This is a genomic window from Cytobacillus sp. Bva_UNVM-123, assembly GCF_046351715.2.
Taxonomy (GTDB): domain Bacteria; phylum Bacillota; class Bacilli; order Bacillales; family Cytobacillaceae; genus Cytobacillus.
Window position 1 is genome coordinate 1,635,120 of record NZ_CM177772.1, and the last position, 24,351, is coordinate 1,659,470.

Annotated in this window: 24 protein-coding genes; 13 read left to right on the forward strand and 11 right to left on the reverse strand. The window is 35.4% G+C overall.

Annotated elements, in window-relative coordinates:
- Positions 1 to 65 precede the first annotated feature (65 nt).
- The 4 genes from KDN24_RS07975 to KDN24_RS07990 all read left to right on the forward strand — a co-directional run bounded on the left by KDN24_RS07975 (position 66) and on the right by KDN24_RS07990 (position 5,510).
- Positions 66 to 935, forward strand: a complete 870-nt coding sequence (locus KDN24_RS07975; RefSeq protein WP_409971591.1) for a Cof-type HAD-IIB family hydrolase — start codon at positions 66 to 68, stop codon at positions 933 to 935.
- A gap of 438 nt (positions 936 to 1,373) precedes the next feature.
- Complete coding sequence (locus tag KDN24_RS07980) at positions 1,374 to 2,888, forward strand: coproporphyrinogen III oxidase (protein WP_409971592.1); 1,515 nt, start codon at positions 1,374 to 1,376, stop codon at positions 2,886 to 2,888.
- A 180-nt stretch (positions 2,889 to 3,068) separates the two neighbouring features.
- Complete coding sequence (locus KDN24_RS07985) at positions 3,069 to 4,697, forward strand: long-chain fatty acid--CoA ligase (protein ID WP_409971593.1); 1,629 nt, start codon at positions 3,069 to 3,071, stop codon at positions 4,695 to 4,697.
- A 21-nt stretch (positions 4,698 to 4,718) separates the two neighbouring features.
- On the forward strand, positions 4,719 to 5,510 hold the full coding sequence (locus KDN24_RS07990) for an enoyl-CoA hydratase (RefSeq protein WP_409971594.1): 792 nt from the start codon (positions 4,719 to 4,721) through the stop codon (positions 5,508 to 5,510).
- A gap of 115 nt (positions 5,511 to 5,625) precedes the next feature.
- On the opposite strand, the gene KDN24_RS07995 is transcribed toward KDN24_RS07990, so the two are convergent.
- On the reverse strand, positions 5,626 to 5,811 hold the full coding sequence (locus tag KDN24_RS07995) for a YhzD family protein (RefSeq protein ID WP_409971595.1): 186 nt from the start codon (positions 5,809 to 5,811) through the stop codon (positions 5,626 to 5,628).
- 143 nt (positions 5,812 to 5,954) lie between these two features.
- Between KDN24_RS07995 and KDN24_RS08000 the strand changes: the two genes are divergently transcribed.
- Both KDN24_RS08000 and KDN24_RS08005 read left to right on the forward strand, forming a co-directional pair.
- Positions 5,955 to 6,854 carry an ABC transporter ATP-binding protein gene (locus tag KDN24_RS08000; RefSeq protein ID WP_409971596.1) on the forward strand — a complete coding sequence of 300 codons (900 nt, stop codon included), beginning with the start codon at positions 5,955 to 5,957 and terminating at the stop codon, positions 6,852 to 6,854.
- Positions 6,847 to 8,103: an ABC transporter permease gene (locus KDN24_RS08005; protein WP_491348369.1), complete on the forward strand. Its 1,257-nt coding sequence runs from the start codon at positions 6,847 to 6,849 to the stop codon at positions 8,101 to 8,103. Before KDN24_RS08000 ends, KDN24_RS08005 begins: the two co-directional genes overlap by 8 nt.
- Positions 8,104 to 8,235: 132 nt before the next feature.
- On the opposite strand, the gene KDN24_RS08010 is transcribed toward KDN24_RS08005, so the two are convergent.
- The gene (locus KDN24_RS08010; RefSeq protein ID WP_409971598.1) at positions 8,236 to 9,591 is read right to left on the reverse strand and encodes an arsenic transporter; all 1,356 of its coding nucleotides are present in this window, start codon (positions 9,589 to 9,591) and stop codon (positions 8,236 to 8,238) included.
- A gap of 257 nt (positions 9,592 to 9,848) precedes the next feature.
- Between KDN24_RS08010 and KDN24_RS08015 the strand changes: the two genes are divergently transcribed.
- The 4 genes from KDN24_RS08015 (at position 9,849) to KDN24_RS08030 (ending at position 15,583) form a co-directional block, all read left to right on the forward strand.
- Complete coding sequence (locus KDN24_RS08015) at positions 9,849 to 11,075, forward strand: metallophosphoesterase family protein (RefSeq protein ID WP_409971599.1); 1,227 nt, start codon at positions 9,849 to 9,851, stop codon at positions 11,073 to 11,075.
- A 43-nt stretch (positions 11,076 to 11,118) separates the two neighbouring features.
- Positions 11,119 to 14,118: an ATP-binding protein gene (locus tag KDN24_RS08020; protein ID WP_491348370.1), complete on the forward strand. Its 3,000-nt coding sequence runs from the start codon at positions 11,119 to 11,121 to the stop codon at positions 14,116 to 14,118.
- A gap of 108 nt (positions 14,119 to 14,226) precedes the next feature.
- A complete protein-coding gene (gene yhaM, locus KDN24_RS08025) occupies positions 14,227 to 15,171 on the forward strand; it encodes a 3'-5' exoribonuclease YhaM (protein WP_409971601.1) in 945 nt (314 codons plus the stop codon).
- A 235-nt stretch (positions 15,172 to 15,406) separates the two neighbouring features.
- Positions 15,407 to 15,583, forward strand: a complete 177-nt coding sequence (locus tag KDN24_RS08030) for a sporulation YhaL family protein (protein ID WP_409971602.1) — start codon at positions 15,407 to 15,409, stop codon at positions 15,581 to 15,583.
- A 36-nt stretch (positions 15,584 to 15,619) separates the two neighbouring features.
- Here the strand turns inward: KDN24_RS08030 and KDN24_RS08035 are convergent, their stop codons facing one another.
- Entirely contained in the window at positions 15,620 to 16,480 is an 861-nt protein-coding gene (locus KDN24_RS08035) for a peptidylprolyl isomerase (protein WP_409971603.1), read from the reverse strand.
- A 315-nt stretch (positions 16,481 to 16,795) separates the two neighbouring features.
- Here KDN24_RS08035 and KDN24_RS08040 point away from each other — a divergent pair, with 315 nt between their 5' ends.
- On the forward strand, positions 16,796 to 16,909 hold the full coding sequence (locus KDN24_RS08040; protein ID WP_525931283.1) for a YjcZ family sporulation protein: 114 nt from the start codon (positions 16,796 to 16,798) through the stop codon (positions 16,907 to 16,909).
- 79 nt (positions 16,910 to 16,988) lie between these two features.
- On the opposite strand, the gene KDN24_RS08045 is transcribed toward KDN24_RS08040, so the two are convergent.
- Entirely contained in the window at positions 16,989 to 17,171 is a 183-nt protein-coding gene (locus KDN24_RS08045; RefSeq protein WP_409971605.1) for a hypothetical protein, read from the reverse strand.
- Between the two features lie 167 nt (positions 17,172 to 17,338).
- Entirely contained in the window at positions 17,339 to 17,893 is a 555-nt protein-coding gene (locus tag KDN24_RS08050; protein WP_409971606.1) for a DUF3267 domain-containing protein, read from the reverse strand.
- 245 nt (positions 17,894 to 18,138) lie between these two features.
- Here KDN24_RS08050 and KDN24_RS08055 point away from each other — a divergent pair, with 245 nt between their 5' ends.
- Entirely contained in the window at positions 18,139 to 18,468 is a 330-nt protein-coding gene (locus KDN24_RS08055; RefSeq protein WP_409971614.1) for a DUF1878 family protein, read from the forward strand.
- Between the two features lie 11 nt (positions 18,469 to 18,479).
- On the opposite strand, the gene KDN24_RS08060 is transcribed toward KDN24_RS08055, so the two are convergent.
- Entirely contained in the window at positions 18,480 to 19,055 is a 576-nt protein-coding gene (locus tag KDN24_RS08060) for an HTH-type transcriptional regulator Hpr (RefSeq protein WP_409971607.1), read from the reverse strand.
- Positions 19,056 to 19,342: 287 nt separating this feature from the next.
- Positions 19,343 to 19,705 carry a YtxH domain-containing protein gene (locus KDN24_RS08065; protein WP_409971608.1) on the reverse strand — a complete coding sequence of 121 codons (363 nt, stop codon included), beginning with the start codon at positions 19,703 to 19,705 and terminating at the stop codon, positions 19,343 to 19,345.
- Positions 19,706 to 19,917: 212 nt separating this feature from the next.
- Here KDN24_RS08065 and yhzF point away from each other — a divergent pair, with 212 nt between their 5' ends.
- Complete coding sequence (gene yhzF, locus KDN24_RS08070; RefSeq protein WP_491348475.1) at positions 19,918 to 20,064, forward strand: membrane protein YhzF; 147 nt, start codon at positions 19,918 to 19,920, stop codon at positions 20,062 to 20,064.
- 80 nt (positions 20,065 to 20,144) lie between these two features.
- Here the strand turns inward: yhzF and KDN24_RS08075 are convergent.
- The 4 genes from KDN24_RS08075 to KDN24_RS08090 all read right to left on the reverse strand — a co-directional run bounded on the left by KDN24_RS08075 (position 20,145) and on the right by KDN24_RS08090 (position 23,878).
- Positions 20,145 to 21,499 (reverse strand): IS3 family transposase gene (locus KDN24_RS08075; RefSeq protein WP_491348077.1). Its coding sequence is split into 2 segments (ribosomal slippage): positions 20,145 to 21,046 and positions 21,046 to 21,499, totalling 1,356 coding nucleotides; the frame shifts between segments, so codons are not numbered across the junction.
- 95 nt (positions 21,500 to 21,594) lie between these two features.
- Positions 21,595 to 22,122 (reverse strand): tryptophan transporter, encoded by a 528-nt coding sequence (locus tag KDN24_RS08080; protein WP_409974356.1) that lies wholly within the window; start codon positions 22,120 to 22,122, stop codon positions 21,595 to 21,597.
- Positions 22,123 to 22,244: 122 nt separating this feature from the next.
- On the reverse strand, positions 22,245 to 23,342 hold the full coding sequence (serC, locus tag KDN24_RS08085; RefSeq protein WP_409974357.1) for a 3-phosphoserine/phosphohydroxythreonine transaminase: 1,098 nt from the start codon (positions 23,340 to 23,342) through the stop codon (positions 22,245 to 22,247).
- A 110-nt stretch (positions 23,343 to 23,452) separates the two neighbouring features.
- The gene (locus tag KDN24_RS08090; protein WP_409974358.1) at positions 23,453 to 23,878 is read right to left on the reverse strand and encodes an HIT family protein; all 426 of its coding nucleotides are present in this window, start codon (positions 23,876 to 23,878) and stop codon (positions 23,453 to 23,455) included.
- Between the last annotated feature and the right edge of the window lie 473 nt (positions 23,879 to 24,351).

Genomic DNA, 24,351 nt, shown 5'->3' on the forward strand with positions numbered 1-24,351 from the left:
CGTATTTATTTATTCATAACAGTATAGTAGGGATACTTTATTCACCATGATTAGGGGGCATTGGGATGATCTACCGGCTGTTGGCGATAAATATTGATGGTACTCTTCTTCATTCAAATGGAAGACTTCATAAATCTACAAAAGAAGCGATTGAATATGTACAGCAAAAAGGAATCTATGTCACGTTAGTAACAGCAAGAAGCTTCCCCTCTGCGAAAAAAGTAGCGAAAGCATTGAAATTAAACTCATTGCTTGTTGCACATAGTGGAGCATATATAGCTAGCTCTGAGGATAAACCTATCTTTGTTAAACGGATTGCAGAAGATATTACGTATGATCTTGTGAGATTGCTTGAAGGCTTCTCCTGTCAAATTAGATTAGTTCACGAGAAATATTCTCTCGCCAACCGTTCGAAACTTAACCATAATATGTTAGCCAAGACGGTTTTTACATCAGGGGATCCCATTTTTTATTCGCATCAATTTGTTGAATCTTTAAGTGATACACTACTTGATGAACCTGTCACACCACCAAAAATTGAAGTGTATTTTGAAGATGTCTCAGATGTTCTCGATGCAAAGGCAGCTATAAAAGGTATGTTTAGTGAAATTGAAGTGTTTCAATTAAACAATCTTCGCATTGATATTTTGCCTGCAGGAGTATGTAAACTCAATGGATTATTATATCTTGGAGACCATTTAAATATTTCTCGCAGTGAAATGGTCGTTATAGGTGATGATATTGATGATCTTGATATGATCGAAGCAGTTGGTCTTGGGGTAGCAATGGGCAATGCACCTATACAAGTAAAAAAAGCAGCGGATTGGGTGACACGACCAAATAATCAGCAAGGAGTAACATATATGGTGAAGGAACATTTTCGTAAACAGCATCCAATTGAATTTTTAAGGAAAATGAATATTCTAAAAAAATAGGATGGAACACGATAATATTTTTCACTATGTTGACCTTGATTAGCCATTTTTGTACACTAAAATAAGCACATAGTGTAAATTTTAAGAGGCTGTCTTAACAGTAGAGATCAGCCTCTTTCAATATGGCTGTTTTCGTATAGTTTGTTGCTTTTTAGTACAATTTTTGTTTAGTTATCTGAGTTGATTGGAGCGGAGGGTACTTAACTTCTCGAAAATGCATTCGCATTTCCTTCGTGCAATGTTCATTCAGGGATGTTATTCAATGTCCTGCGGGAATGGAGGGAAGCGTGAGACCCCACAGGCGCAAGCGCCGAGGAGGCTTACTGCCTCCCCGCGATCGCTGCGTAACCCCAGCGGAAATCAACGGGCAAAATTTGAAGGCAAAAACAACAATATATGCGATTAGAGTCTTCATTAATACTTTAAAAGGTGATTATTTTGCAAATATCAATCATTGGTTTACAAGAAGAACGATACGAACGGCCGCTCCAACTTATTGCTAACTTATTTTTTGAGGAATGTAAAGTCAGTTTGAATGATATAGATGAAGCAAATGTAACGATAAAATTTGAAACGATCGTAAAGGATACGCTTTTTGTTAAAGCTGTGTTAATAGATAAAGAAGGAAACAAAAAATCAGCTTCTTATGAAATAATGAATGAAATAGCCAATACAGAAAAAGAAAAATTTAAACAAATGAAAAATGCAGTGTCCCATGTGTACTTGAAGGTTTTACAAGAATGGACAGGCATTATTCAAAAATGGGGAGTTTTGACTGGGATAAGGCCAACGAAGCTTCTTCATTCCCATATGAAACAAAAAACTCCTAAGGAAATTGCTCATCAGGAATTAAAGGATAAATATTTAATAACCGATGAAAAAATTTCGCTTATGCAAAGCATTGTCGATCGGCAACTTGCGGTCGTACCGGATCTCTATGAGTTACAAAATGAAGTCAGCATTTATATTGGTATTCCTTTTTGTCCAACGAAATGTGCCTATTGTACTTTTCCTGCTTATGCTATTAATGGCAGACAAGGTTCTGTTGACTCCTTCCTAGGGGGACTTCACTATGAAATGAGAAAAGTTGGAGAATGGTTAAAAGAAAATAATGTAAAGATTACGACCGTTTATTATGGTGGTGGGACTCCTACAAGTATTACAGCAGAAGAAATGGATTTGCTTTATGAGGAAATGTATTCTTCTTTTCCTCATGTTGAGCATATTCGAGAACTAACCGTTGAGGCTGGGAGACCAGATACGATAACGTCAGAAAAGCTTGAAGTATTAAAGAAATGGAAAATCAACCGTATTAGTATAAACCCCCAGTCATATATTCAAGACACGTTAAAAGCAATCGGGAGGCATCATACTGTTGAAGAAACGATTGATAAATTTCATCTTGCTAGAAAATTAGGGATGGATAATATTAATATGGATCTTATTATTGGTTTGCCTGGAGAAGGTGTTTCTGAGTTTGCTCATACGTTAAATGAAACAGAAAAGCTTATGCCTGAATCTCTTACAGTGCACACGCTTTCGTTCAAACGTGCGTCGGAAATGACAAAGAATAAAGAAAAATATAAAGTGGCAGAACGAGAAGAGATTGTACAAATGATGGCGATGGCCGAGAAGTGGACGAAGGAGCATCACTACGCTCCCTATTATTTATATCGTCAAAAAAACATCCTTGGAAATCTTGAAAATGTAGGTTATGCGCTGCATAATCAAGAAAGCATCTATAATATTATGATTATGGAGGAACAGCAGACAATTATTGGACTTGGCTGTGGGGCAGCTAGTAAATTTATACATCCAATGACAGGTAAAATTACTCACTTTGCCAATCCAAAAGATCCGAAAACGTATAATGATAGTTTCGAAAAATATACGGAAGAGAAATTGAATGTACTAAGTGAAATCTTTAACACGCAAAAATCCTTACGCTATTGAAGCTAAGGATTTTTTACATGGAATTTCATATAAAAAGGCAGAGAATGCCATTAAATTATTCTAAAAATTTAGATAAAAATAAGAGGTTTTTATAAAAATACAGAGAATGAATATGGTACATAGGTAATATACTTCTTTGAACGAAAAGAAAGCGCTTTATTAGAAAAAGGAGGAATCGATATGATGATGCAAACACCTTTGACAATGACGCAAATGATAAAACGAGCAGAAATGTTTTTTTCAAAAAAACAGGTAGTTTCGAGAACGGCTAGTGGGATTCAACGGTTTACATACAAGGAGATTGCTGACCGAACAAAGAGGCTTGCTGAAAGCCTGCAAAAGCTTGGGGTCGAAAGAGGCGATAAAGTTGGAACGCTAGCTTGGAATCATCACCGTCATTTAGAAGCGTATTTCGCCATTCCTTGCAGCGGGGCTGTTTTGCATACAATTAATATCCGTCTTTCCCCTCAGCATATCGTCTATATTATTAATCATGCTGAAGATAAAGTACTATTAATTGATTCCGATATTCTCCCTTTAATTGAAGCAGTTAAAGATAAGCTGCCAACCGTAAAAGCATTTGTGATCATGACAGACGAACTTGAACTTCCTGATACAACATTATCCCCAGTTTATCATTATGAGAAATTAATCGAAGAAGCAACAGGAGATTATCAGTATCCAGATGATCTTGATGAAAATGCTCCGGCAGGAATGTGTTATACATCAGCAACAACAGGAAATCCGAAAGGAGTTATTTATTCACATCGCGGGATTGTTCTCCACAGCATGGCGCTAGGGATGGCAGATAGTGCAGCCGTAAGTGAAAAGGATATTGCCATGCCTGTTGTGCCGATGTTTCATGTAAATGCATGGGGATTGCCATTTGCGGCTGTCTGGTTTGGAACGAACTTAGTTATGCCTGGCCCTTATTTCACCCCAAAGCTTTTGGCTGAGCTTATCGAAGCTGAAAGGGTAACAATTGCGGCTGGGGTACCGACCATATGGCTTGGTCTTCTTAAAGAGTTGGATGAAAATAGTTATGATCTTACTTCATTAAGGGCAGTTCTTTGTGGTGGAGCAGCTGCACCTAAAGGCATGATTAAAGCTTTTGAACAAAAACATAATATTCCTTTCGTTCATGCATATGGGATGACCGAAACAAGTCCACTAGTCGTCATCTCAACTTTAAAAAGCTATCAGGAGGAGCTTTCTACTGAAGAAAAGCTCGATATTAAGGCAAAGCAAGGTATTCTTGTTCCTGGTCTTGAAATGAAGGTTGTCGGGAAAGATGGCATTGTCGCTTGGGATGGTAAAGAGATGGGAGAGCTTGCTATTCGTGGTCCATGGATTGCTTCTGAATATTATAAAGATGAAAGAACGAACGAATCATTTCGTGATGGTTGGCTTTATACAGGGGATGTCGTGACAGTAGATGATGAAGGCTTTATGAAAATTGTTGATCGTACGAAGGATCTTATTAAAAGTGGTGGGGAATGGATTTCCTCCGTTGATATTGAAAATGCATTGATGGCACATGAAGCGGTATTTGAAGCAGCTGTAGTCGCTGTACCCCATGCACAATGGCAGGAGCGCCCAGTCGCCTGCGTTGTATTAAAAGATGCCTATAAAGGAAAGGAAATAAAAGAAGAACTCTATGATTTTCTAACACCACAATTCGCAAAATGGTGGCTTCCAGATGACATTTTATTCATGGAGGATATCCCAAAAACATCCGTTGGAAAATTTCTTAAGATGGCATTGAGAGATCAGGTTCAAAAGGAGTATATTGGAAAAAATAGTAATTAGAAGTAATTAGGAGGAAAGAAAATGCCAATAGAATATAGTACAGAAACGGTTATTGTTCATGAGAAAGGTCGTATTGCAACAATTGAGTTGAACAGACCAGAATCATTAAATTCGCTCAATGTTGAAATGTTAAAGGGATTAGCGGCAGCATTTAAGGAAGTAAGTATTTCAAATGAAATTGATATCGTTGTTTTAAAAGGAAATGGCAGGGCCTTTTGTTCTGGTGGCGATATTAAAACGATGCTCACATCAGATAACACGATGTTTTCTGATGTAATGGCAATCATAAGCGATGTTGTCTTTACGTTGTATACGATGCCAAAGCTAACAATTGCGGCAGTTTCAGGTGCAGCTGCTGGCCTTGGCTTAAGCATCGCTTTAGCAACAGATTATCTCATTGCAGAACAATCTAGTAAACTCGCAATGAACTTTATCGGTGTTGGCCTTATTCCTGACGGGGGTGGACATTATTTATTAGAAAAGCGTCTCGGTGAAGATAAAGCAAAGCATATCATATGGGAAGGAAAATCTTTAGTGGCTAATGAAGCATATGCAGCAGGGCTCATTAATGAAGTTGCTAGCGAAGGGGAATTATCTACTGTTGTGGAGGCTAAACTACAAAGCTTGCTGAATAGTCCAATTAAAGCCATGATTGAAACGAAGAAAATCTTTGTTGAAAAAAATAGCCCGCAATTATTAAAAGTTCTGGAGCTTGAAAAAGATAGCCAGTATAAAATGAGACAAACGAGGGATCATAAAGAAGGTGTACAAGCTTTTATCGAAAAACGGAGACCAGTATTTGAAGGAAAATAGAAAACTAGTTTAATCATGTTTTCGCGGGTCGATTGACTTTAAAGAGTAGTTAATAGTGTACACTTTATAGGAAAGAACGACCCGCGAATAAAAAGTTTCCGATGCACTAAAAGCTTTATTGATGAAATAATATTAACTTCCCATCAGAAGATGTGCAGCGATACGATTTATGCTCAAAGCCTTTTTCTGAAATTTTTTTCTCTCCGAGTTTTTTTGCTTCATCATTACTCCCTGCTTGAAACGCTTCATCAAGTATCTTTTCTCCATTTGCTTCAAATACAGTTAATTTGTAAGTTTTCATAGGAAACTTCCTTTCTGTAAAATTCTAATAATTCACTATTATTTTGGCATAATTAAGCTTAATGTACAAAATTTTAAGTTTTTAATAAAAGTTTGAACCTTTTTTTTATCTAATCCGTATTAGGGGGTAAAGGAGGATTTTGTATGGGATTACAGTTAGAACATGTGACTAAACGTTTTGGAAAGTTTATAGCAGTTGATGATTTATCGATCTCAATTCCGGAAAAAGAAATGTTTGGCTTCCTAGGTGCAAATGGTGCCGGTAAGACAACAACGTTCCGGATGATTTTAGGCTTGCTTGATACGAGTGATGGGAAAATTACTTGGGACGGTAAAAAAATTGATTATTCAACAAGTCCATTCATCGGTTATTTACCAGAAGAGCGGGGATTGTATCCGAAGCTAAAGGTAAAGGAGCAAATCGTTTATTTAGCAAGATTACGTGGTATGCAAAAACAAGAAATATTGAAAGAGCTTGATTACTGGCTCAATCGTTTTAAAGTTCCTGAATATGCGGACAAGAAAGTAGAAGAACTCTCAAAAGGAAATCAACAGAAGATTCAGTTCATTACAGCTGTTATTCACAAGCCCAAGTTGCTCATTTTGGATGAACCATTTAGTGGTCTCGATCCAGTAAATGTTGAACAATTGAAAAACGCAGTTATCGAACTGAAAGAAAAAGGCACGACGATTGTTTTCTCATCTCATAGGATGGAACATGTAGAGGAAATGTGTGAGCATTTATGTATTATGCATAAAGGAAAGCCTGTCGTGAAAGGAGCCCTTAAGGAAATCAAACGTGCCTTTGGTAGGAAAAACCTTGTTATTCACGCTGATTTTGATTTGAGTTTTCTAGAATCTCATATTGGTGTAAGTAGAGCTAGACGTACAACAGAGGGAATTCATCTACAAATAGCAGGAGAAGAAGTTGCAGAATCAATTTTAAAGGAGATCGTTGGGAAAGGGTTTATCCGAAAATTCGTTCTTGAAGAACCTTCATTAAATGATATTTTTATTGAAAAGGTAGGTGCTTCCTATGAGTAATTTTTGGATAATACTTGGGCATACATATACCTCAAAGCTCAAAACAAAATCTTTTATTATTACGACACTCATTACTGTCTTACTAGTCATTGGATTAACAAATATGTCAAAAGTTATTGATTTTTTTAATAATGGTGAAGAAAAACTTGAGAAAATAGTCGTTATAGATGAAACAGGTGAATTATTTATCCCGTTATCAGAGCAGATAAAAGTAAATAATAGTAATATAAAGCTTGAGTCTTTTAAAGGCACAGAGATTGAGGCAGAAAACACTGTCAAAGATGGAGAAAATAAAGGAGTACTTGTCTTAACTTATAATCAGGAAAAATTACCTGAAGCCACTTATAAGGCAATGACAATAGCGGATTCATCCCTTTCATCTGAGCTTCAGCATTATTTGCAACAGGTGAAAACAGAGCTTGCAGCTTCAAAAATTAATTTAACACAAGAACAATTAGCAAAACTTTATGAACCTATTTCATTCAATAATCTTCCACTTGAAGAAAATGCAAAAACTCAAGAAGAACTGAGTCAAGCAAGAGGACTCGTCTATGTATTGCTATTCATTATTTATTTTTCGGTACTACTTTATGCAAGTATGATCGCTACAGAGGTAGCTACTGAAAAATCATCAAGGGTAATGGAAATTCTTATTTCAAGTGTATCACCAGTAAAACAAATGTTTGCCAAGATCCTAGGAGTAGCATTACTTAGCTTAACTCAAATGACTGCCATTCTATTAGTTGGGTATATTTCTGTAAAAAATAATTTAGAATCAATGCAAGGTGGAATGTTTGAGTTTTTTGGCTTTAGTGATATTCCACTTTCGACAATCATATATGCACTTGTTTTTTTGCTATTAGGTTATTTCTTGTATGCGACTTTAGCAGCGTTCCTTGGCTCGCTCGTTAGCCGTATCGAGGATATTCAGCAAACAATTATGCCAATGACATTATTAGTCGTTGCCGGTTTTATGATCGCGATGTTTGGTCTAGGAACACCAGATACTACATTTATAACGATTACATCGTACATTCCATTTTTTACTCCTATGTTAATGTTTATGCGCGTTGGCATGCTGACATTGCCTACATGGGAGCCATTAGTAGGTATCGCGATTTTAATTATTACCATTGTGATTCTTGCGATATTTGGTGCAAAGGTGTATAAGGGAGGGGTTCTAATGTACGGAAAATCGAACTCCTTTAAGGATATTAAAAAAGCATTGCAGTTAACAAAAAAGGAATGAATAACGAGAAGAGGCTGACTCAAAAGGTCGTTAATAACGATTTTTTTGGCTAGTAGGAAAGTTTCAACGGACAAGTTAATAAGAACATAAAAAAAGAGAGTGGCCCTTATATTTTTGGGACACCCTCTTTGTTTATGCAAAAACCATTTGGACCCAGTAAAATAGCAGGAATAAAGTTACCATCGTTGACAGTGGGATCACAATGATCGATACACTTAAATAATCCTTCCATTTTATTTTGATTTTATATGTCCTTAATATATGCATCCAAATAAGTGAAGCGAGTGTCCCAATTGGCAATAATAATGAGCCCATGTCACTTCCAATAATATTTGCAAGATATATTGTTTTTAATGTAATTGGGTCAAGTCCCATTTTCGTCAACGTAATAGTTCCCACCATTAACGCGGGGTGATTATTGAAAATATTAGAGAGAATCGATACTAATCCACCCATTATAATGCTAGCTTGAAGTAATCCTTGATTAACGATAGGCTCACAAACACTTACTAAATATTCGGTTAAGCCAACATTATGGAGTCCGTAAATGAGAACGTACATCGAAAATGCAAAAATTAGTATATGCCACGGAGTTTTCTTTAAAATATCGATAGGATTTGTCCTTAAATGGTACCATCTCCATATAAGTAACAAGACTGAACCTAGTACTGCTACAAGCTCGATTGGGATGGCAAGATAAGAAGCAACGAAGAGCAAACAACGCATGACAAAAACAAATAGCAATACTTTTAGCATTAATTTGGTTCGCTTTTTTTTCGTTTCCACAGAGAGTGTCTTTTTTAACGGGTGAAAATGCTTGGAGAAGAAGGTTTCATCTATTTCATCCATTGCGGCAGGCAATCTTTTAGGTAGTTTTTTCTTAACGACTAAAAACATAATCCATGACATGAAAAGCAATCCTAATGTGGCAGGTACAAACATCATTGCTGTATGCATGTATAGTGACATATCGATAATTTTTAAAGCGATTAAATTAACGATGTTACTGACACCGATTGGGGCGCTTGAAGCCGTAGCAGTAAGTGCTCCACTTAAAAGGTAAGGGATCATTTGGTGTGGTTTAAGTCGAAGATTTTTTAAAAGAATGATTAATAATGGGGTCGTTATTAAAATGCTTCCATCATTATTAAAAAGAAGTGTCATCAAAAAACATAAAAGTTGAATATACCAATATAGCCTATAGCCTGATCCTTTTGACAAATTCGTTAATCTAGCAGCCGCCCAATGGAAAAATCCGAAGCTCTCTAGTATAACTGCCATTACGATCGTTGCCATAATTGTGATAGAGGCACCGCCAATTTTATCAATTATATCAATAATATCTGTACGAGACACAATTCCAGTTAGTAGAATAATGGCTGCTCCGACAGCAGCTGGCCACGCCTCATTTAAACCCCTTGGTCTCCAAAAAATGATTAGCATTGTGAATATAAAAACTAAAGTTGTTATCCCGATTTCATACGTCATTTTTTTTCGCTTCTCCTTCCGTCCCACAAAGATATTTATCCCTGCATGTCCTATTCACTATATTTATATTCATTCATAGAATGAAGGACTAGTTATACACCTGTATTTTCAAAAAAGTATGTTTGTCCGTAAAGTGAATTTGTCTATTAGTGATAGGTGCGGAAGGGGTATTTTTGTTAGATCTTTTATGTAAGAGGAACGTGCATTCGCCTTTTAAATCGGTTAAAATAGAAAAAAAGATATCGGGAGGAAACAGGATGAAAAAGGTAACATTTATCCACGCGGCTGATTTGCACTTGGATAGCCCGATGATTGGCTTGAAAAATTTACCTGAAAGAATTTTTAAAAAGCTGCAAGAGAGCACTTTCGAGGCATTAGGAAAAATCGTTGATGCAGCGATTATACATCAAGTTAATTTTGTTATATTAGCAGGAGATTTATTTGATGGCGAGGATCGGAGTATTCGTGCCCAAGCTAGGCTACGAAAGGAAATGGAACGGCTTGAGGCTAGGAATATTGCTGTGTTTGCTGTTCACGGAAATCATGACCATTTAGAAGGGGTATGGACACATTTGCCATTGCCGAAAAATGTTCAGCTTTTTTCTCATGAGGTTGAAGCCTTGAAGTATACAAAAGAAGATGGAACATCAGTCCATTTATATGGATTTAGCTATCCAAAAAGACATTTATTCACAAGAATGGTTCCTTTTTATGTGAAGGAGGAAGGGGCTGATTTTCATATTGGGATATTACACGGACATATAGAAGGAAGTAGTGAACATGCGAAATATGCTCCTTTTACATTGAAAGAATTACTTCATAAAGAATTTGACTATTGGGCTCTTGGCCATATTCATAAGCGCCAAGATTTATCAACACTGCCCCCTGTCGTTTATCCAGGGAACATTCAAGGGCGTCATCGCAAGGAAACAGGAATGAAGGGCTGCTATTTAGTTCATTTGTCTGAGGCAGGCTGCATTAGAAATTTCATTGCAACATCCGTGGTTATTTGGGATGAAAAAGAGCTGGATGCTTCTAATCTAAACTCCTTTCATGACATATATACGATGTGTAAAAACATAATTGAAGAAAAACGGGCTGAAAAAATCGGAACTATTTTATCTCTAACAATAAAAAATGTGAATATTCCTGAACAGGATTACAAAGCAGTAGTAAATGGTGAACTTTTAGACGTCTTACAGGAAGAAGAAAAAGAAGAAGAACATTTCGTTTGGATTTCTAAACTTTCAGCAGTTGAAAGCAAGAAGTGGTGGAGTCGGGAACAGCTCGAAAAGGACTCTGCCTTTTATAGTGAGCTTTTTAAAATAGCAAGCAATAAAGATGAATTAAATAAGAGTATTGTCTCCTTATATAATCATCCTGTTGCGCGAAGATTTTTAGAAGATTTACCGGCTGATGAAAAAAACAAACTTGCAATAGAAGCTGAGGAATTACTAGTCAGCCTTCTAAATCTTCGAGAATAGAAATCGATCAGAGACTTGGAGAAAACAAGAGGGAGTTATGGGAATGTTTATTACAGAAATACACATATATGGGTATGGGAAGCTTGAAAACTTAATAATTTCCGATCTTCAAAATCTCCAAGTATTTTACGGAGAAAATGAAGCGGGTAAATCGACAATTATGTCATTTATTCATAGTATATTATTTGGTTTTCCAACTAAGCAGCAAGCAGAGCTTCGGTATGAGCCAAAGAAAGGAGCAAAATATGGAGGAAGGCTTAAAGTAAATTTTCCTGAGAGAGGCAATGTCATTATTGAAAGAATTAAGGGAAAAGCAATTGGTGATGTTCGAGTACAGCTTAGTGATGGAACAATAGGTGATGAGGACTTATTGAAGGAGCTTTTATTTCATGTCGATAAATCACTTTATCAGTCTATTTTCTCATTTAATCTTCAAGGTCTCCAAAACATTCAGCAAATGAAGAATGAAGATATAGGGAGATTTTTATTCTCAGCAGGCGCACTCGGTACAGATCAATTACTGCGGGTTGAAAATACATTACAAAAGGAACTTGATACCCGTTTTAAACCAAATGGGAAAAAGCCTCTTATAAATGAAAAGCTTAAGGAAATAAAACAGACTTACAATGAACTAAAAAAAGTGGAACAGAAGAATGAGCAATATTGGCTGCTTATTCAGGAGATAGAAGCAATTGAATGTGAAATAAAGAAGAAGCAAAATGAACAATTAGCCTGTCAAAATGAATTAAACCGCTTAGAGATGTGGAAGCAAGTCAAACCACTAATAGAAGAGGAATTAGTGATAAAGTCGGAATTGGAGACATATGAAGAGCTGCAATTCCCGATTGAAGGTAAAGTTAGATTGGAGCGAATAGAAGAACGGATGAAGCCGCTTGAAGCTCAACTTGCAAGTATTGAGCAGAGAGTGTCTGCAATTAAGAACAATTTACAAGAAATGAAGCCGAACAAACTTCTTTTACATAATGAACAACAAATTATGTCTGTAGTCGAATCTGTTTCTTTATTTGAAAAATGGCAACAGGAGGAAGTAGAAACAGAAAGTAAGCTGCAAGAATTGATTCAGTTGGAATCGATACTCCGCGAAAAACTGCATTTATCCATTAGAGAAGAAGAGATATTGACAATTAACACAAGTATTTTTCAAAAAGAAAGAGTAGAAGGTGCAAATGAGAAATATCGACAACTGGCTTCAAAAAAAATAAATTTAGATGAGAAATTCAATGAAGCAAAGCAATTGCTTGAAGAAGCAGAAGAAAAAATAAAAAGCTTAAAGAGCAAGCTGCTATCTGAATCTGAACGTGCAGCATTGAAGGAAAAAATGACTGCTGCTACAAGGAAAACAACGATTGAAATAGAACTTAGCCAAACAGAAGAGAGGCTTGCACATCTAATAAAAACATCGAAAAAGGAAGTGGAAAAAGCAAGGAAAAAAAAGAAAAATGAGCGTATGCAATATAGTTTTTTTTGCTTTTTATTCGTTATTTTAAGTATCTGGGGCTTTTGGAGACAAGAGTGGCTGCTAATAATGGCTGGTGCTATTGGCCTATTATTCTCACTGGGTTTAATAATAAAGGGATTTAATAATTTTGAAAATGACATGATGAGAGAAGAGATAAAAAAATTAGAAGAAAAGAAGCGGCATATAATTGAAAAACTGAGAAATACCGATTTTCAAAATATTACTTTCATTGAAAGTGAGCTTGAAAGAGATCGAAATATAAATGAGCAGCTTCGTTATTATGAAATGCAATGTCAGCAAAGAAACGAACAGTATGAAAAAGTATTAATAGCATTTGAAGTGTGGGAAAAGGACATGCTTGAACACGAGCAGGAGCTGAAAGGGCTTCGTGAAGAGTTGCTTTTGCCAAATGTTTTACCGTTATTTCATTTAGCAGAGGCTTTTCAACTTATCGAGCAATTAAAAACACTCATTAGAGACAAACAATTGACAGCACGTCAAAAAAATACATTGGTGGAACGAAAGGAGAAGCTTTCTGAGACGATAAATCATTTATGTATGAAATGGATCGGAACCAGCTCATCAACCATTCAAGAATCAGCTTATTTGCTAAGAAAGAGCTTAAAGGAAGAGATGGAAAAACAAATAATATTCGATGAAAAAACGGCAAACCTGCTTCAGCTTGAAGAAGATTTTCAAAGGTATTATTTAGAGCTTGAGCATTACAAATCAGAACTGAAGGAGCTGCTCCAGCTTGCGAAGGTGGAAACTGTCGAAACATTTAGGGAGCTTAGTATTTTAGCTGATAAAAAAATAAGTCTTGAAAATTTGCTCCTTGATTTACAACGGCAAATAAAACATTTGCCTCTTAAAAATGCTGAATTCGAAGTATACAGAGGCATTAATAATATCGATGAAGTTATAAATAGACAAGCTCAAAATATAAGCGGACTTAAAGAAAATATTCCAGAGCTACAAAGTCAGCTTGCTGAGAAGAAATACGAGATTCAGATGATTGAAGAAGGTGGGCGATTTGCTGAGCTTTTGCATAAATATAAACAAATGAAAGCTGATTTTGAAGGTGAAGCAAGGGAATGGGCGAAATATGCGATGGCAAAAGAAATTCTTGATCAAACAATTGAAAGCTTTAAGAAAGAACGTTTGCCTAATATGTTAAAACAAGCAGAAGAGTTTCTTTCCTTTCTTACTGATGGAAATTATGTTCGAATTTATCAGAAGCAAGAGGGAAGTGGATTTTTGATCGAAAGCAAGGAGCATATCTTGTTTGAGGCTAATGAATTAAGTCAGGCAACAGCAGAACAAATTTATGTTTCATTTAGGCTCGCTCTTACCGTTACCATTTATCAACACTATTCATTCCCAATTATTATCGATGATAGTTTCGTAAATTTTGATGAGAAAAGAACGAGAAAGGTTATGGAGCTTTTAAAAGGTTTATCAGGCAGACAAATTTTGTTTTTCACATGCCATAAACATTTGCTTCCTAATTTTTCAGAAGGGCAAATAGCCTATTTAAATAAAGAGATTCGTTTGCCTATATAACTAGTAACAGCTTCCTTTCATTCCGAAGGGGAGAGGAGAAATATGCTATACTACTTATATTAAACTTAATCATTCCTATTAGCCTAGAAAAATAGTGAGGTGCGAAAAATGTCTAAAGGTGTTATTTATTATGATGTCGGAGAACAAATTGACCTTTTTTTATTAATAAAAACTGCAACAAAAGGAATTGCTAGTAATGGGAAACCTTTTTTAACCTTGATCTTTCAAGACCAGAGTGGTGAAATTGAAGCTAAACTTTGGGATGTATCAGAAGGTGACGAGAAGAACTTTTTACCAGAAACAATTGTTAGAGTATCAGGGGAAATCCTGAATTATCGCGGACGAAATCAGCTTAGAATTAGGCAAATCCGACCTGCTTTGCCATCTGAAAATGTGAAACTAGCAGATTTTTTGGAAACAGCACCTTTAAGTACGGAAGAAATGGGAGGGAAGCTGACTCAATATATTTTTGAAATGAAAAATCCGAATATCCAAAGGATTACCCGCCACTTAGTAAAAAAATATCAAAAAGCTTTTCTCGAATATCCAGCTGCAACGAAAAACCATCATGAATTTGTTTCTGGATTAGCTTACCATGTTGTGTCTATGCTAGACCTTGCTAAAGCGATTGCTGGACTCTACCCGAGCCTTGATAAAGATCTTCTCTACGCTGGAGTCATTCTACATGACTTAGGAAAAGTAATTGAACTATCTGGTCCAATATCTACTGTATATACGCTTGAAGGCAATCTACTCGGTCATATTTCGATTATGGTAAATGAAATTGGGAAAGCTGCTGATGAGCTTTCAATTTCAGGGGAGGAAGTGCTAGTTTTACAGCATTTAGTCCTGAGTCACCATGGGAAAGCCGAATGGGGAAGTCCGAAACCTCCGTTAATTAAAGAGGCTGAAATTCTACATTATATTGATAATCTTGATGCGAAGATGAATATGCTCGATAGGGCTCTTGAAAGAATAAAACCAGGTGAGTTTACAGAGAGAGTATTTGCTTTGGACAATCGTGCTTTCTATAAGCCCACTTTTCATAAATAAGAAATCTAGCTATGGGGCTGTCAGATAAGAGTGCCTGGCTCTCTCCTCACAACACAATATATAGAGTAGCTTAAACTGCTTTTTATCTATATAAAGTGTTGGAGGTGCCAGGCTCTTTGTTTTCGGACAGCCCTGTTTTTTATTATTTCACCTCCGTTTTTCTATACATAAAATGATTTCATATACATAAATATTTTAGTAGAGAAAAGGATTACCATTGGAAGGGGGGGGCAACATGTCTTTGCCTGTTTGGGCTTTTTTTGCTTTTGTAGGAATCGTTATAAGTGCGTTTATGACGATTCGGACTGGCAAGGAGGAGCGGCGAATTGAAAATGAGAGTATCGAGCTTGAAGGGAAAATATATATGGAAAGAATTGAAGAAGCAAGATTGAAAAGAAAGAGAGCACAATAAAGAAAAAAAACCGGGCACTTTGCCCGGTTTTTTTCTTTATTCAGCTTCAGTGCTACTTAAGATATTCTTTAAATCTTTATCTTTAATTTTCACATCAGCTGCTTTCAATTCTTTTTCCATAGCTTTTTGAATTTTTTCTTGATCAAGTTTAGAAACTTTCACTTCATATTCCATTTTATCTTTCATCTCTTCAAATGGCTTTTTCTCTTTTTTCTCAGTCGTTTGAATAATATGGTAGCCATTCTGAGATTTAATTGGTTCGCTTATTTCATTTACTTTAAGCGCATATGCCGCTTCTTCAAATTCAGGAACCATTCTACCAGGACCGAACCATCCAAGGTCTCCACCGTTCGCCGCAGAACCTGTGTCAGTCGAATATTCCTTAGCAAGATCTTCGAATTTAGCACCTTCATCAAGCTTCTTCTTAACTTCTTTTGCAGTTGCCTCATCTTCAACTAAGATGTGACGTGCTTTTATTTCTGGCTTGTAGTTATCGTAGTATTCTTTTACTTCTTTATCGGTAATTTTAACATCTTGAATGGCTGCTTTTTCTTGCATCATTCCGGTTTTTAACATTGCTTTTAAATCATCTTCATTTTTGTAGCCGTACTGCATTAATGCCATTTCAAAATTAGCACCAAGCTGTTCTTTTAATTCTTTCACCTTATCATCCAATTCTTTATCTGTCACAGGATACTTTTTAGAAAGAACTTTGTCATAAACAAGCTCTTGCAGAATTGATTGCCCTGCTTTGTCCTTCATTGCTTCATAAAGCTCGTCCTTCGTAATATTGCCTGCTTTTGTTTCAGCAACAATATCAGAGCCATTTGCATTGCCACAAGCGCTTAATGCTAAAACACTAGCTGTTAGTGTAAGTGATAACACCCATTTTTTCATGTTGAACACTCCTACATATTTTTTTTCGATTCTTAATTTCACAAAACATACTATACCATAAATGCATGTAAGAACAAAAATAATAACCCATATGATTATGAAAAATTCCTTTTTGCCCTCTTTTTGCTTTTCAATTTTTATGGGTAATTATCTATCGCAAAAAGAATGTTCCTACATATGATAAAAAGAAAACTCCCGGCGAAATCAACAGATTTTCAAGAGGTTTTAGCCAAGGAAAATTTGATATTACGGTCATTAGTGGAAGGAAATTTGTATTTCCGTGATAAATGCCTATCCGAATTCAGCGGATGTTGAATAGGATATGGTAGCAACATGAAAGGAGGGTGTCTCATGTTTGCAGGTGGAGGTTTCGCACTAATTGTAGTGCTGTTTATCCTGTTAGTTATTGTAGGAGCAGCGTGGTGTTAAAAAAATACAATACGATAAGTAAAAGCGGCGAAAAAAAATTCGCCGCTTTTACCATAAATATCCTTGAAATTCAAAAGCTTTATGCGAATAGAATTTCAACAAATGAAGATACTAAAAGAATTGTAATCAATATATTTATCGTTCTAAACACTTTAGGTTGCCGTTCTTCAGGGATTTCTTTTTGAAGGCAAAGGGAATTTGTCATTTTGTTAATATTATATAAGATAAAAACAGCAAAAATAATGAAGGCAATAAAAATCATTGAAAATCCCCTCCTTTTTCAATAGATAACTGTATATTCAATCATATCATTCATTTGCCTGCTATTTACAATAACAAAATTTGCAGAAAAAAGATAGTCTTGTAGTTAAGCCAGTATATGTTAGTGGAACAAAAAGGTACCCCTTTTATTGGATACCTTCAATAGAATTAGTAATTATTTCTGTTCTCAAGCAAAATTTCAATGCCATCATCATTCTCTTCAATATATGAACAATTTGGTGCTGTAATCACATTTTTAGCACAAATCATATCTGGAAAACAAATGCCCACATGAAAGGCTAATAAAATGGTAAAATAATGTACATAATGGGGGAAGAGAATACATGCCCCAATTAAAATACTATTAATGATAATAAAAGGGAATAATAAAGCAAACAGAAAAAGCCATTTTGAAATAGGTTCATATATTTTAATTTGGATGATTGGAAAAACACCGCATTTAAATTCTAGCAATTTTTTCATTTTATTGCCAAGATGGGCTACAGGTACAAAATGTAAAAGTTTATGAAATGGATAAATTAGCCAAATTGCCATGACAAACAAAATAAAATAATTATCATAAAGTACATTAGCTTCAAATAAGTATTGCGCCGGTACATAAAAGATGATAAAACAAAGTATCATCGTTAAGGAAGACATGAAATAGATTCTTTGAGAACCATATTGTTTTGAAAAGTTGACCGTCTTCCAGCTGTTCATCATATCATCCCTCCATAAGGAGAATCATTCAATCTCTAGCTAATAGGGCTAGTATGAGGATAAAGGAGTAAGCCGAGTTATCGAACGTTTTAGTCTGTGTTTAATTTCTCAAACTCACTAAGATACTTTACGATGATTAAAAGAAAAAATCAATAGGCAATATACAAGTATTTTGTAGAATATTATCGAAACGATTAAAATTTATATTTAATTTGATTTATCAGATTTGGAGGACAAGGTAAGTGGAGATGAACCTCTTATATGAAAAAATAAAAAAATTGGAATATCATCAAAAACTACTATTACAAATTATTGAACATCCATATAAAGCTTTCGATAAATTAGTAGTCGAATGTTCATTAGCGGAAAAGGAAGTGAAGGAGTTCGAAAGACTTTGTGAAAATATGATCAATGAGTGGGAAAAACAAAAAGCGGAAGGATTTGTTCATTATTATCCGCTTTTTCAAAAATTTAACGACCAACTCCATCATAGATTTCAGCCTGAAAAGGTCATTAACGCATGTATAAAACAAAGATTATTTTTACCCTTGATGGAGGAATTCAAAAAATATTTATAAAAAGGAATTAACTATGAGGACTCCTGTAATGTAGTATCCTTTTTCAATAGCTTTCCTTTTTCCTCCACAAAATCATTTTCAATATTAGCAAAAGATTTTTCAAAAATAGCCATAAAATCATCACCATAAATATTTCTAACAATGGCCATTATTTCTAGAGCGTCTGGGAATTTCCCATAGAGTTCGCGAATTGGTTTTGCCCCTGAGAATACAGCATTGTTATCAGGCACATAATTTTCCATTGAACTCAACAGAATTTTTTCCCCTTCTTCCGTAAGTTCGATATACGTATTTCTCTTGTCACTTTCCTTTTTCGAAAAACGAAGTAATCCACGTTCTTCAAGTTTCTTAGAAAAATTAAATGCAGTTGAAACATGCATAACACCAAATTTTGCAACATCTGATATTGAAGCGCCTTTTAAGTGATACGAAATCCAAAGAATATGATGCTCATTTATATTCAAATCGAAAGGCTTGATCCATTGTTGCCAATCCTTCTCGACCGATTTCCATAATGCTTTGCTTAGCTGAGCAATTCTTTGGCTGAAAACCATAGCTTCTTTCATCGTGTACATTTTATCATTCATGAATAATATTCACCTACTTTAGTTAATTCTTATTATCATTATGCCAATAAAACAAAAATTAATAAAGATATAAATTTACAAAATTTTTAGAAATCATTTTTTGCAATTATTCATTGGGATGATGCAATCGAAACAATAGTGGAGATATCGTTGTTTGTAAATTTATTTTAATATATTTATTTTCGGCTTAAATTGAAAAAATCCTTCTTTTTTTACGAAAGAAAGGATTTTTTCTGAAAAATTTTTATTATTTTACTCTTTTACAGTTTAGAGAGATGTAAAATCTCTCATGCATTATCTTTATTTAATTTCGCTTCCAGCTCTTGGATAGCAGTTTCAATCTCTTGTAGTTCCTTTTGGATTGCTTGTTGATTAGGAATGATCTCTTGTTTCCAGCTATTAATGGATGTTTTAATATCGGAAGAAAAAGCAGAGATCGTTTCCTTTCCTTCTTTAGTTGCAGTGATAGCTAAGCTAGTTAAGCTTGTTAATTGCTCCTTTAAATCCATTAATTGATTTTTAATCAAGTCAGTATTTTTCTTTACGTATTGCCTAGCCTCTTTACCAGAAACAGGAGCGGCTAACAATGTACTAATACTTGCAGCTGCACCACCAATAAGAAATCCGAGCAGCAGTGATTTAGTTCTCATAATTATCACCTCAAAATATTTATTATTTGCTTCTATTTTACTACATTGTCCTTCAAAACCAGCAATCATTTGTGATGATTTTAGAAAACATATAATTTACATAGCTATGGAGAACCAAGCATACATATCAATAACAGGATGTTAAGTTAAAGATTGAGGTGAACCAAATGTCCGGAGTGGGAAAAGTTTTTTTTACCATTGGTGCCTTATTAATGGTCGGAGGAGTTTATTTTATTGGAGCCATGAGAAAACCTGGTGTATATCCACCTAAGTATATTTTGAAAAGGAGGGCAACTTCACTGTTATTGATGGGAGTTTCATTTTTTCTCCTCGGCTTGTTCATATATAGCTTTCGATAATATTATGGATTATACCCAATAAATGAAAGAAAAAACCCGCTAAGTGAAGTGACCCCTAAAAGTTAGACACGGTTATTTCATCAGGCAGCTTGAGTAAAATGAGTTCGGTATTGCACCGGACTCATTTTTAATTTTGCCTTTATTCGTTTCGTATTATAGTAATTGATATATTTTTCTAATTCTAATTTAAAATGTTCTACACTTTCAAATTCCTTTAAGTAGAGGAATTCCGACTTCATAATACCAAAGAAATTCTCTATTACCGAGTTGTCGTAACAGTTGCCTTTACGAGACATGCTTTGCACAATGCCCCTGGACTTAAGCGCATGCCGGTATTGATTCATTTGATAATGCCAGCCTTGATCTGAATGCATTAGTAGCTGATGATCCTCTGGTAAGCGCTCTAAAGCTTTCACCAACATATCTGATACAAGTGAATACGTTGGTCTAGAGCCAATTGTATAAGTAATAATTTCTCTATTAAATAAGTCTAAAATAGGAGATAAATAGAGTTTCTCGCCGAATAATTTAAATTCCGTAATGTCTGTTACCCACTTTTCATTTGGGACATTTGCGGTAAAATTACGGTCTAAAATATTAGGCGCAATTTTACCAACTGTACCTTTGTATGATTTATATTTTTTCATACGCACTAAACACTTTAAACCTAACTCTTTCATGATACGTTGAACCTTCTTATGATTTACTTTTTGTCCACGATTCGCTAGCTCATCACGAATACGACGGTACCCATAACGACCTTCATGTTCTTCATAAATCGCTTTGATTTCCACTTTCAAATCGGCATCTGGGTCTGGTTGATTCATTCGCTTCACTAAATCATAATACGTGCTACGTGGAATGCCAGCGAGTTTTACAAGTGCTTTCACCGAATATTTATGCCTTAATTCATAGACTACTTGTGCTTTGTCTTGTTTGGTGATTTTCCCTTGTTTTGAACTAAGGCATTCAACTTTTTTAAATACTCATTTTCCATTTCTAGCTGTTTAATACGTGCTTCAAGTGCTTCGGTAGACCCTTTGACCGGTGCTGGTTTAGGTTGTTGATTGGATTCCTTTTTCATGGATGGACGCCCCTTTTTCTTTGATTGAAGGGCATCTAATCCTTGTGTTTCAAATAGATTTCTCCAAACAACAATGGTTGAAGGGGCAGGGATCTTAAAAATCGCTGCTGTTTCATTTAAGGACGTACCATGTTCAATCATGTAATTTAGTACGTCTAGTTTATACTGTTGTGTGTAATTTGTACAAGGTTTAATAAAGGCTTCAACACCATTGTATTCGTATTGTTTGACCCATTTAAGGATAGCTTTATGATCAGTCCCGAACGATTTCGCTATTTCATTTGAACTCTCATTTCCATTTAAATATCGCTCAACTGCTTGTAATTTATCTTCTGCAGTAAATTTAGCCATAGAAAAACTGCACCTCCAATTGTTAGATGGTGTCTAACAATTGGGGTGCAGTTCAAAGTACGGGTTTTTTCTATTAAGAAGTATATTTTGTATTTTTAATGAGTTAACGTTTGCTCTACTAACTTAGTACGCTTCACTATCGTTTGTGCAACAGGATATAGAACAATCATAGTAATCGTGTTTACAGCTGTAGCTGGTAAGACGACTGTTGCAAACAATGCTGCAAATGGACCTGGTAAACCAACAATAACATAAGCTGAAGTTAAAAAAACCGTACCAGAAATAATGGTTCCAACAGCTGTTAAGACAGCTACACTAATAATAGATTTATGAAGCTTACTAACCAATAGTAATAATCCAAAAAAGATTAAAGAAGTTGCAAATTTATCAATCATATTCGGGAAAAGCCCACCAGGGAAGGTTGTTGTTAATCCAGAAATTAACCCAGTTACTAATCCAAGCAATAATACGCTTTTACGATCTGGAAACAGGATAATGCCCAAAAACATCATCGTCAACATCATATCTGGCTTCATTCCAAGGAAAAAACCTGGCACAACCGCGTGCAAAACAGCTCCCATTCCGACTAATAGGGATAAAGCAACAAGATTCTTCGTATTCAATTCTACTCTCTCCTCAGCTTAGCTAAACTAAACTCATTTTATTTGTTCCTCCTACAGTGCACTCTTTGCCTGCAGCGAAAAACTTGCATTCATTATAACATAAATTTGCTTGAAATAAAGCACTAAATTTTCTGTAAACTATTTTTTCTAAACTTCGTCATAAAATCAACGAGCTGCAAAACATGCTCTACAGGAACAGCATTGTAAATGGAAGCTCGACAACCTCCAACAGACCTATGACCGTTAAGACCGATAAACCCTGCTTCTTTTGCCTGATGAAGAAATCGTTTCGTTGTTTCTTCATCTTTCAGCTTGAATGTAACATTCATTTTTGATCTGCTTTCTTTGTTGGCATGACCAATAAAGAAGCCTTCACTTTCATCAATGCAATCGTATAATAGCTTAGCTTTTTCCTCATTCGTATTTTCAATGAATGGCAAACCGCCGATTTCATCTACCCATTCAAGAACTAATTTTAATAGATAGATTGCTAGTGTAGGTGGCGTATTATATAAAGAGTTATTTTCAGCAAAGGTATTGTAGTTTAGCATAGTTGGTAAACTTTCATTTGATTTTGTGAGAAGCTCTTTATTCATAATGACAACAGTAACACCAGACGGGCCGAGGTTTTTCTGTGCACCTGCATAAATAAGATCAAAATTATTAATCTGTAATTTTTTGCTTAATATATCACTAGACATATCAGCGACTAGGGGGAATTTTTCGAGAACCGGAAAGGTTTGCCATTGTGTGCCATAGATTGTATTATTACTTGTTAAGTGAACGTATGCAGTATTATTATCAGTTAGAGATAGACAATCAAAGGGCGGAATGGAACGATAATTCTCCTCTTTACTTGAAGCTATAACAGATGTTAATCCGATTTTCTTTGCTTCTTGTATTGCTTTTTCTGACCAAACTCCTGATAGAATATAATGAGCCGTTTTTCCTTCTGTTAATAAATTCATCGGCACCATTGAAAATTGTAAGCTTGCTCCCCCTTGAAGAAAAAGGATTTCATAATTATCTGGGATTGCTAAAAGCTTGCGTAGCAATTCTTGTGCTTGATTATGAACTTTTTCATATTCTTTACTTCGATGACTTAGCTCCATTATTGCCATTCCGCTACCATTGAAGTTTAGCCAGTTGGCTTCTGCTGCTTTTAACACTTCCTCTGGTAAAGCAGCAGGGCCTGCGTTAAAGTTTAAAGCACGGTTCATTTAATTCCCCTCCATAATATTTGCTATGGCAACGCTGTAATGAAATAAAGATAATCTTATCGTAACAAAAAATATACGTTTGTACAGAGGTGGAGTGAACATTCTGAAAACTATTTTCCTACTTGTTTTTCAATTCCTTGTGCAATCCTTTGTAACTCTTCAAATGTATATTCAGACTGATGTGATTTCCAAACAGCTCCAAATCCATCTCCATTTCCATATCTTGGGATTAAATGTAAATGGAAGTGGAAAACCTCTTGACCAGCTGCTTCTCCCGCATTTGATAATAGGTTCATTCCAGCAGGGCTTAAGTCTGCTTTAATGGCATTTGATATTTGGGGAACAACTTCAAATAAATGACGTGCAGTCAATGGATCCATATCGAAAATATTGTCTGTATGTAATTTCGGAATGACTAAAGTATGTCCTTTTGTAACTTGGCTAATATCAAGAAATGCCATCACATGTTCATTTTCAAATACCTTTGCTGCAGGAATTTCGCCCTTCACAATTTTACAAAAAATACAATCACTCATTAGACACTACATCTCCTTTAGTTAAATTGCTTTATTGTCTTATTTTATCATAATTATGATCCCTCTATTAGAAAAACTTGGCATTCGCATAGTCCTTTCGACGATTCCATTACTCGCAAACAAAAGACAGGATTCTCTTATAGAATCCTGCCTGAATGAAGGGGAAAGCTTCATATCGTCTACTTCAGGTTGTTCCCTTTGATAAACACCTCATTTTTAAATGATTGTGTTTACTAATAGAGTATCTCGATCTTTGCCCAAGCTGACCATCCCCTTATTAACTTTATATGTTATTCAACGTATAAAGCAGGTTATTGTCTTTTACAAACACCTCATTTCAAAGTGTATGCTAGACTGACCTTTTAGGCTTAGCGATCAGTTGTGGATGATCTGGTTACTGTTCAATGTAACCATCCCCTTTAGTTTTTGTACGTTAGAAGCAGCATATCAAGAAATGTTGTTGTCTGCTACAG

Bases quoted from the DNA above. Each gene is read 5' to 3' on its own strand.
- KDN24_RS07975 (WP_409971591.1), top strand. From the start codon at position 66: ATGATCTACCGGCTGTTGGCGATAAATATTGATGGTACTCTTCTTCAT.
- KDN24_RS07985 (WP_409971593.1), top strand. From the start codon at position 3,069: ATGATGATGCAAACACCTTTGACAATGACGCAAATGATAAAACGAGCA.
- KDN24_RS07990 (WP_409971594.1), top strand. From the start codon at position 4,719: ATGCCAATAGAATATAGTACAGAAACGGTTATTGTTCATGAGAAAGGT.
- KDN24_RS07995 (WP_409971595.1), bottom strand. From the start codon at position 5,811: ATGAAAACTTACAAATTAACTGTATTTGAAGCAAATGGAGAAAAGATA.
- KDN24_RS08000 (WP_409971596.1), top strand. From the start codon at position 5,955: ATGGGATTACAGTTAGAACATGTGACTAAACGTTTTGGAAAGTTTATA.
- KDN24_RS08005 (WP_491348369.1), top strand. From the start codon at position 6,847: ATGAGTAATTTTTGGATAATACTTGGGCATACATATACCTCAAAGCTC.
- KDN24_RS08010 (WP_409971598.1), bottom strand. From the start codon at position 9,591: ATGACGTATGAAATCGGGATAACAACTTTAGTTTTTATATTCACAATG.
- KDN24_RS08015 (WP_409971599.1), top strand. From the start codon at position 9,849: ATGAAAAAGGTAACATTTATCCACGCGGCTGATTTGCACTTGGATAGC.
- KDN24_RS08020 (WP_491348370.1), top strand. From the start codon at position 11,119: ATGTTTATTACAGAAATACACATATATGGGTATGGGAAGCTTGAAAAC.
- yhaM (WP_409971601.1), top strand. From the start codon at position 14,227: ATGTCTAAAGGTGTTATTTATTATGATGTCGGAGAACAAATTGACCTT.
- KDN24_RS08030 (WP_409971602.1), top strand. From the start codon at position 15,407: ATGTCTTTGCCTGTTTGGGCTTTTTTTGCTTTTGTAGGAATCGTTATA.
- KDN24_RS08035 (WP_409971603.1), bottom strand. From the start codon at position 16,480: ATGAAAAAATGGGTGTTATCACTTACACTAACAGCTAGTGTTTTAGCA.
- KDN24_RS08045 (WP_409971605.1), bottom strand. From the start codon at position 17,171: ATGATTTTTATTGCCTTCATTATTTTTGCTGTTTTTATCTTATATAAT.
- KDN24_RS08050 (WP_409971606.1), bottom strand. From the start codon at position 17,893: ATGATGAACAGCTGGAAGACGGTCAACTTTTCAAAACAATATGGTTCT.
- KDN24_RS08055 (WP_409971614.1), top strand. From the start codon at position 18,139: ATGAACCTCTTATATGAAAAAATAAAAAAATTGGAATATCATCAAAAA.
- KDN24_RS08060 (WP_409971607.1), bottom strand. From the start codon at position 19,055: ATGAATGATAAAATGTACACGATGAAAGAAGCTATGGTTTTCAGCCAA.
- KDN24_RS08065 (WP_409971608.1), bottom strand. From the start codon at position 19,705: ATGAGAACTAAATCACTGCTGCTCGGATTTCTTATTGGTGGTGCAGCT.
- yhzF (WP_491348475.1), top strand. From the start codon at position 19,918: ATGGTCGGAGGAGTTTATTTTATTGGAGCCATGAGAAAACCTGGTGTA.
- serC (WP_409974357.1), bottom strand. From the start codon at position 23,342: ATGAACCGTGCTTTAAACTTTAACGCAGGCCCTGCTGCTTTACCAGAG.
- KDN24_RS08090 (WP_409974358.1), bottom strand. From the start codon at position 23,878: ATGAGTGATTGTATTTTTTGTAAAATTGTGAAGGGCGAAATTCCTGCA.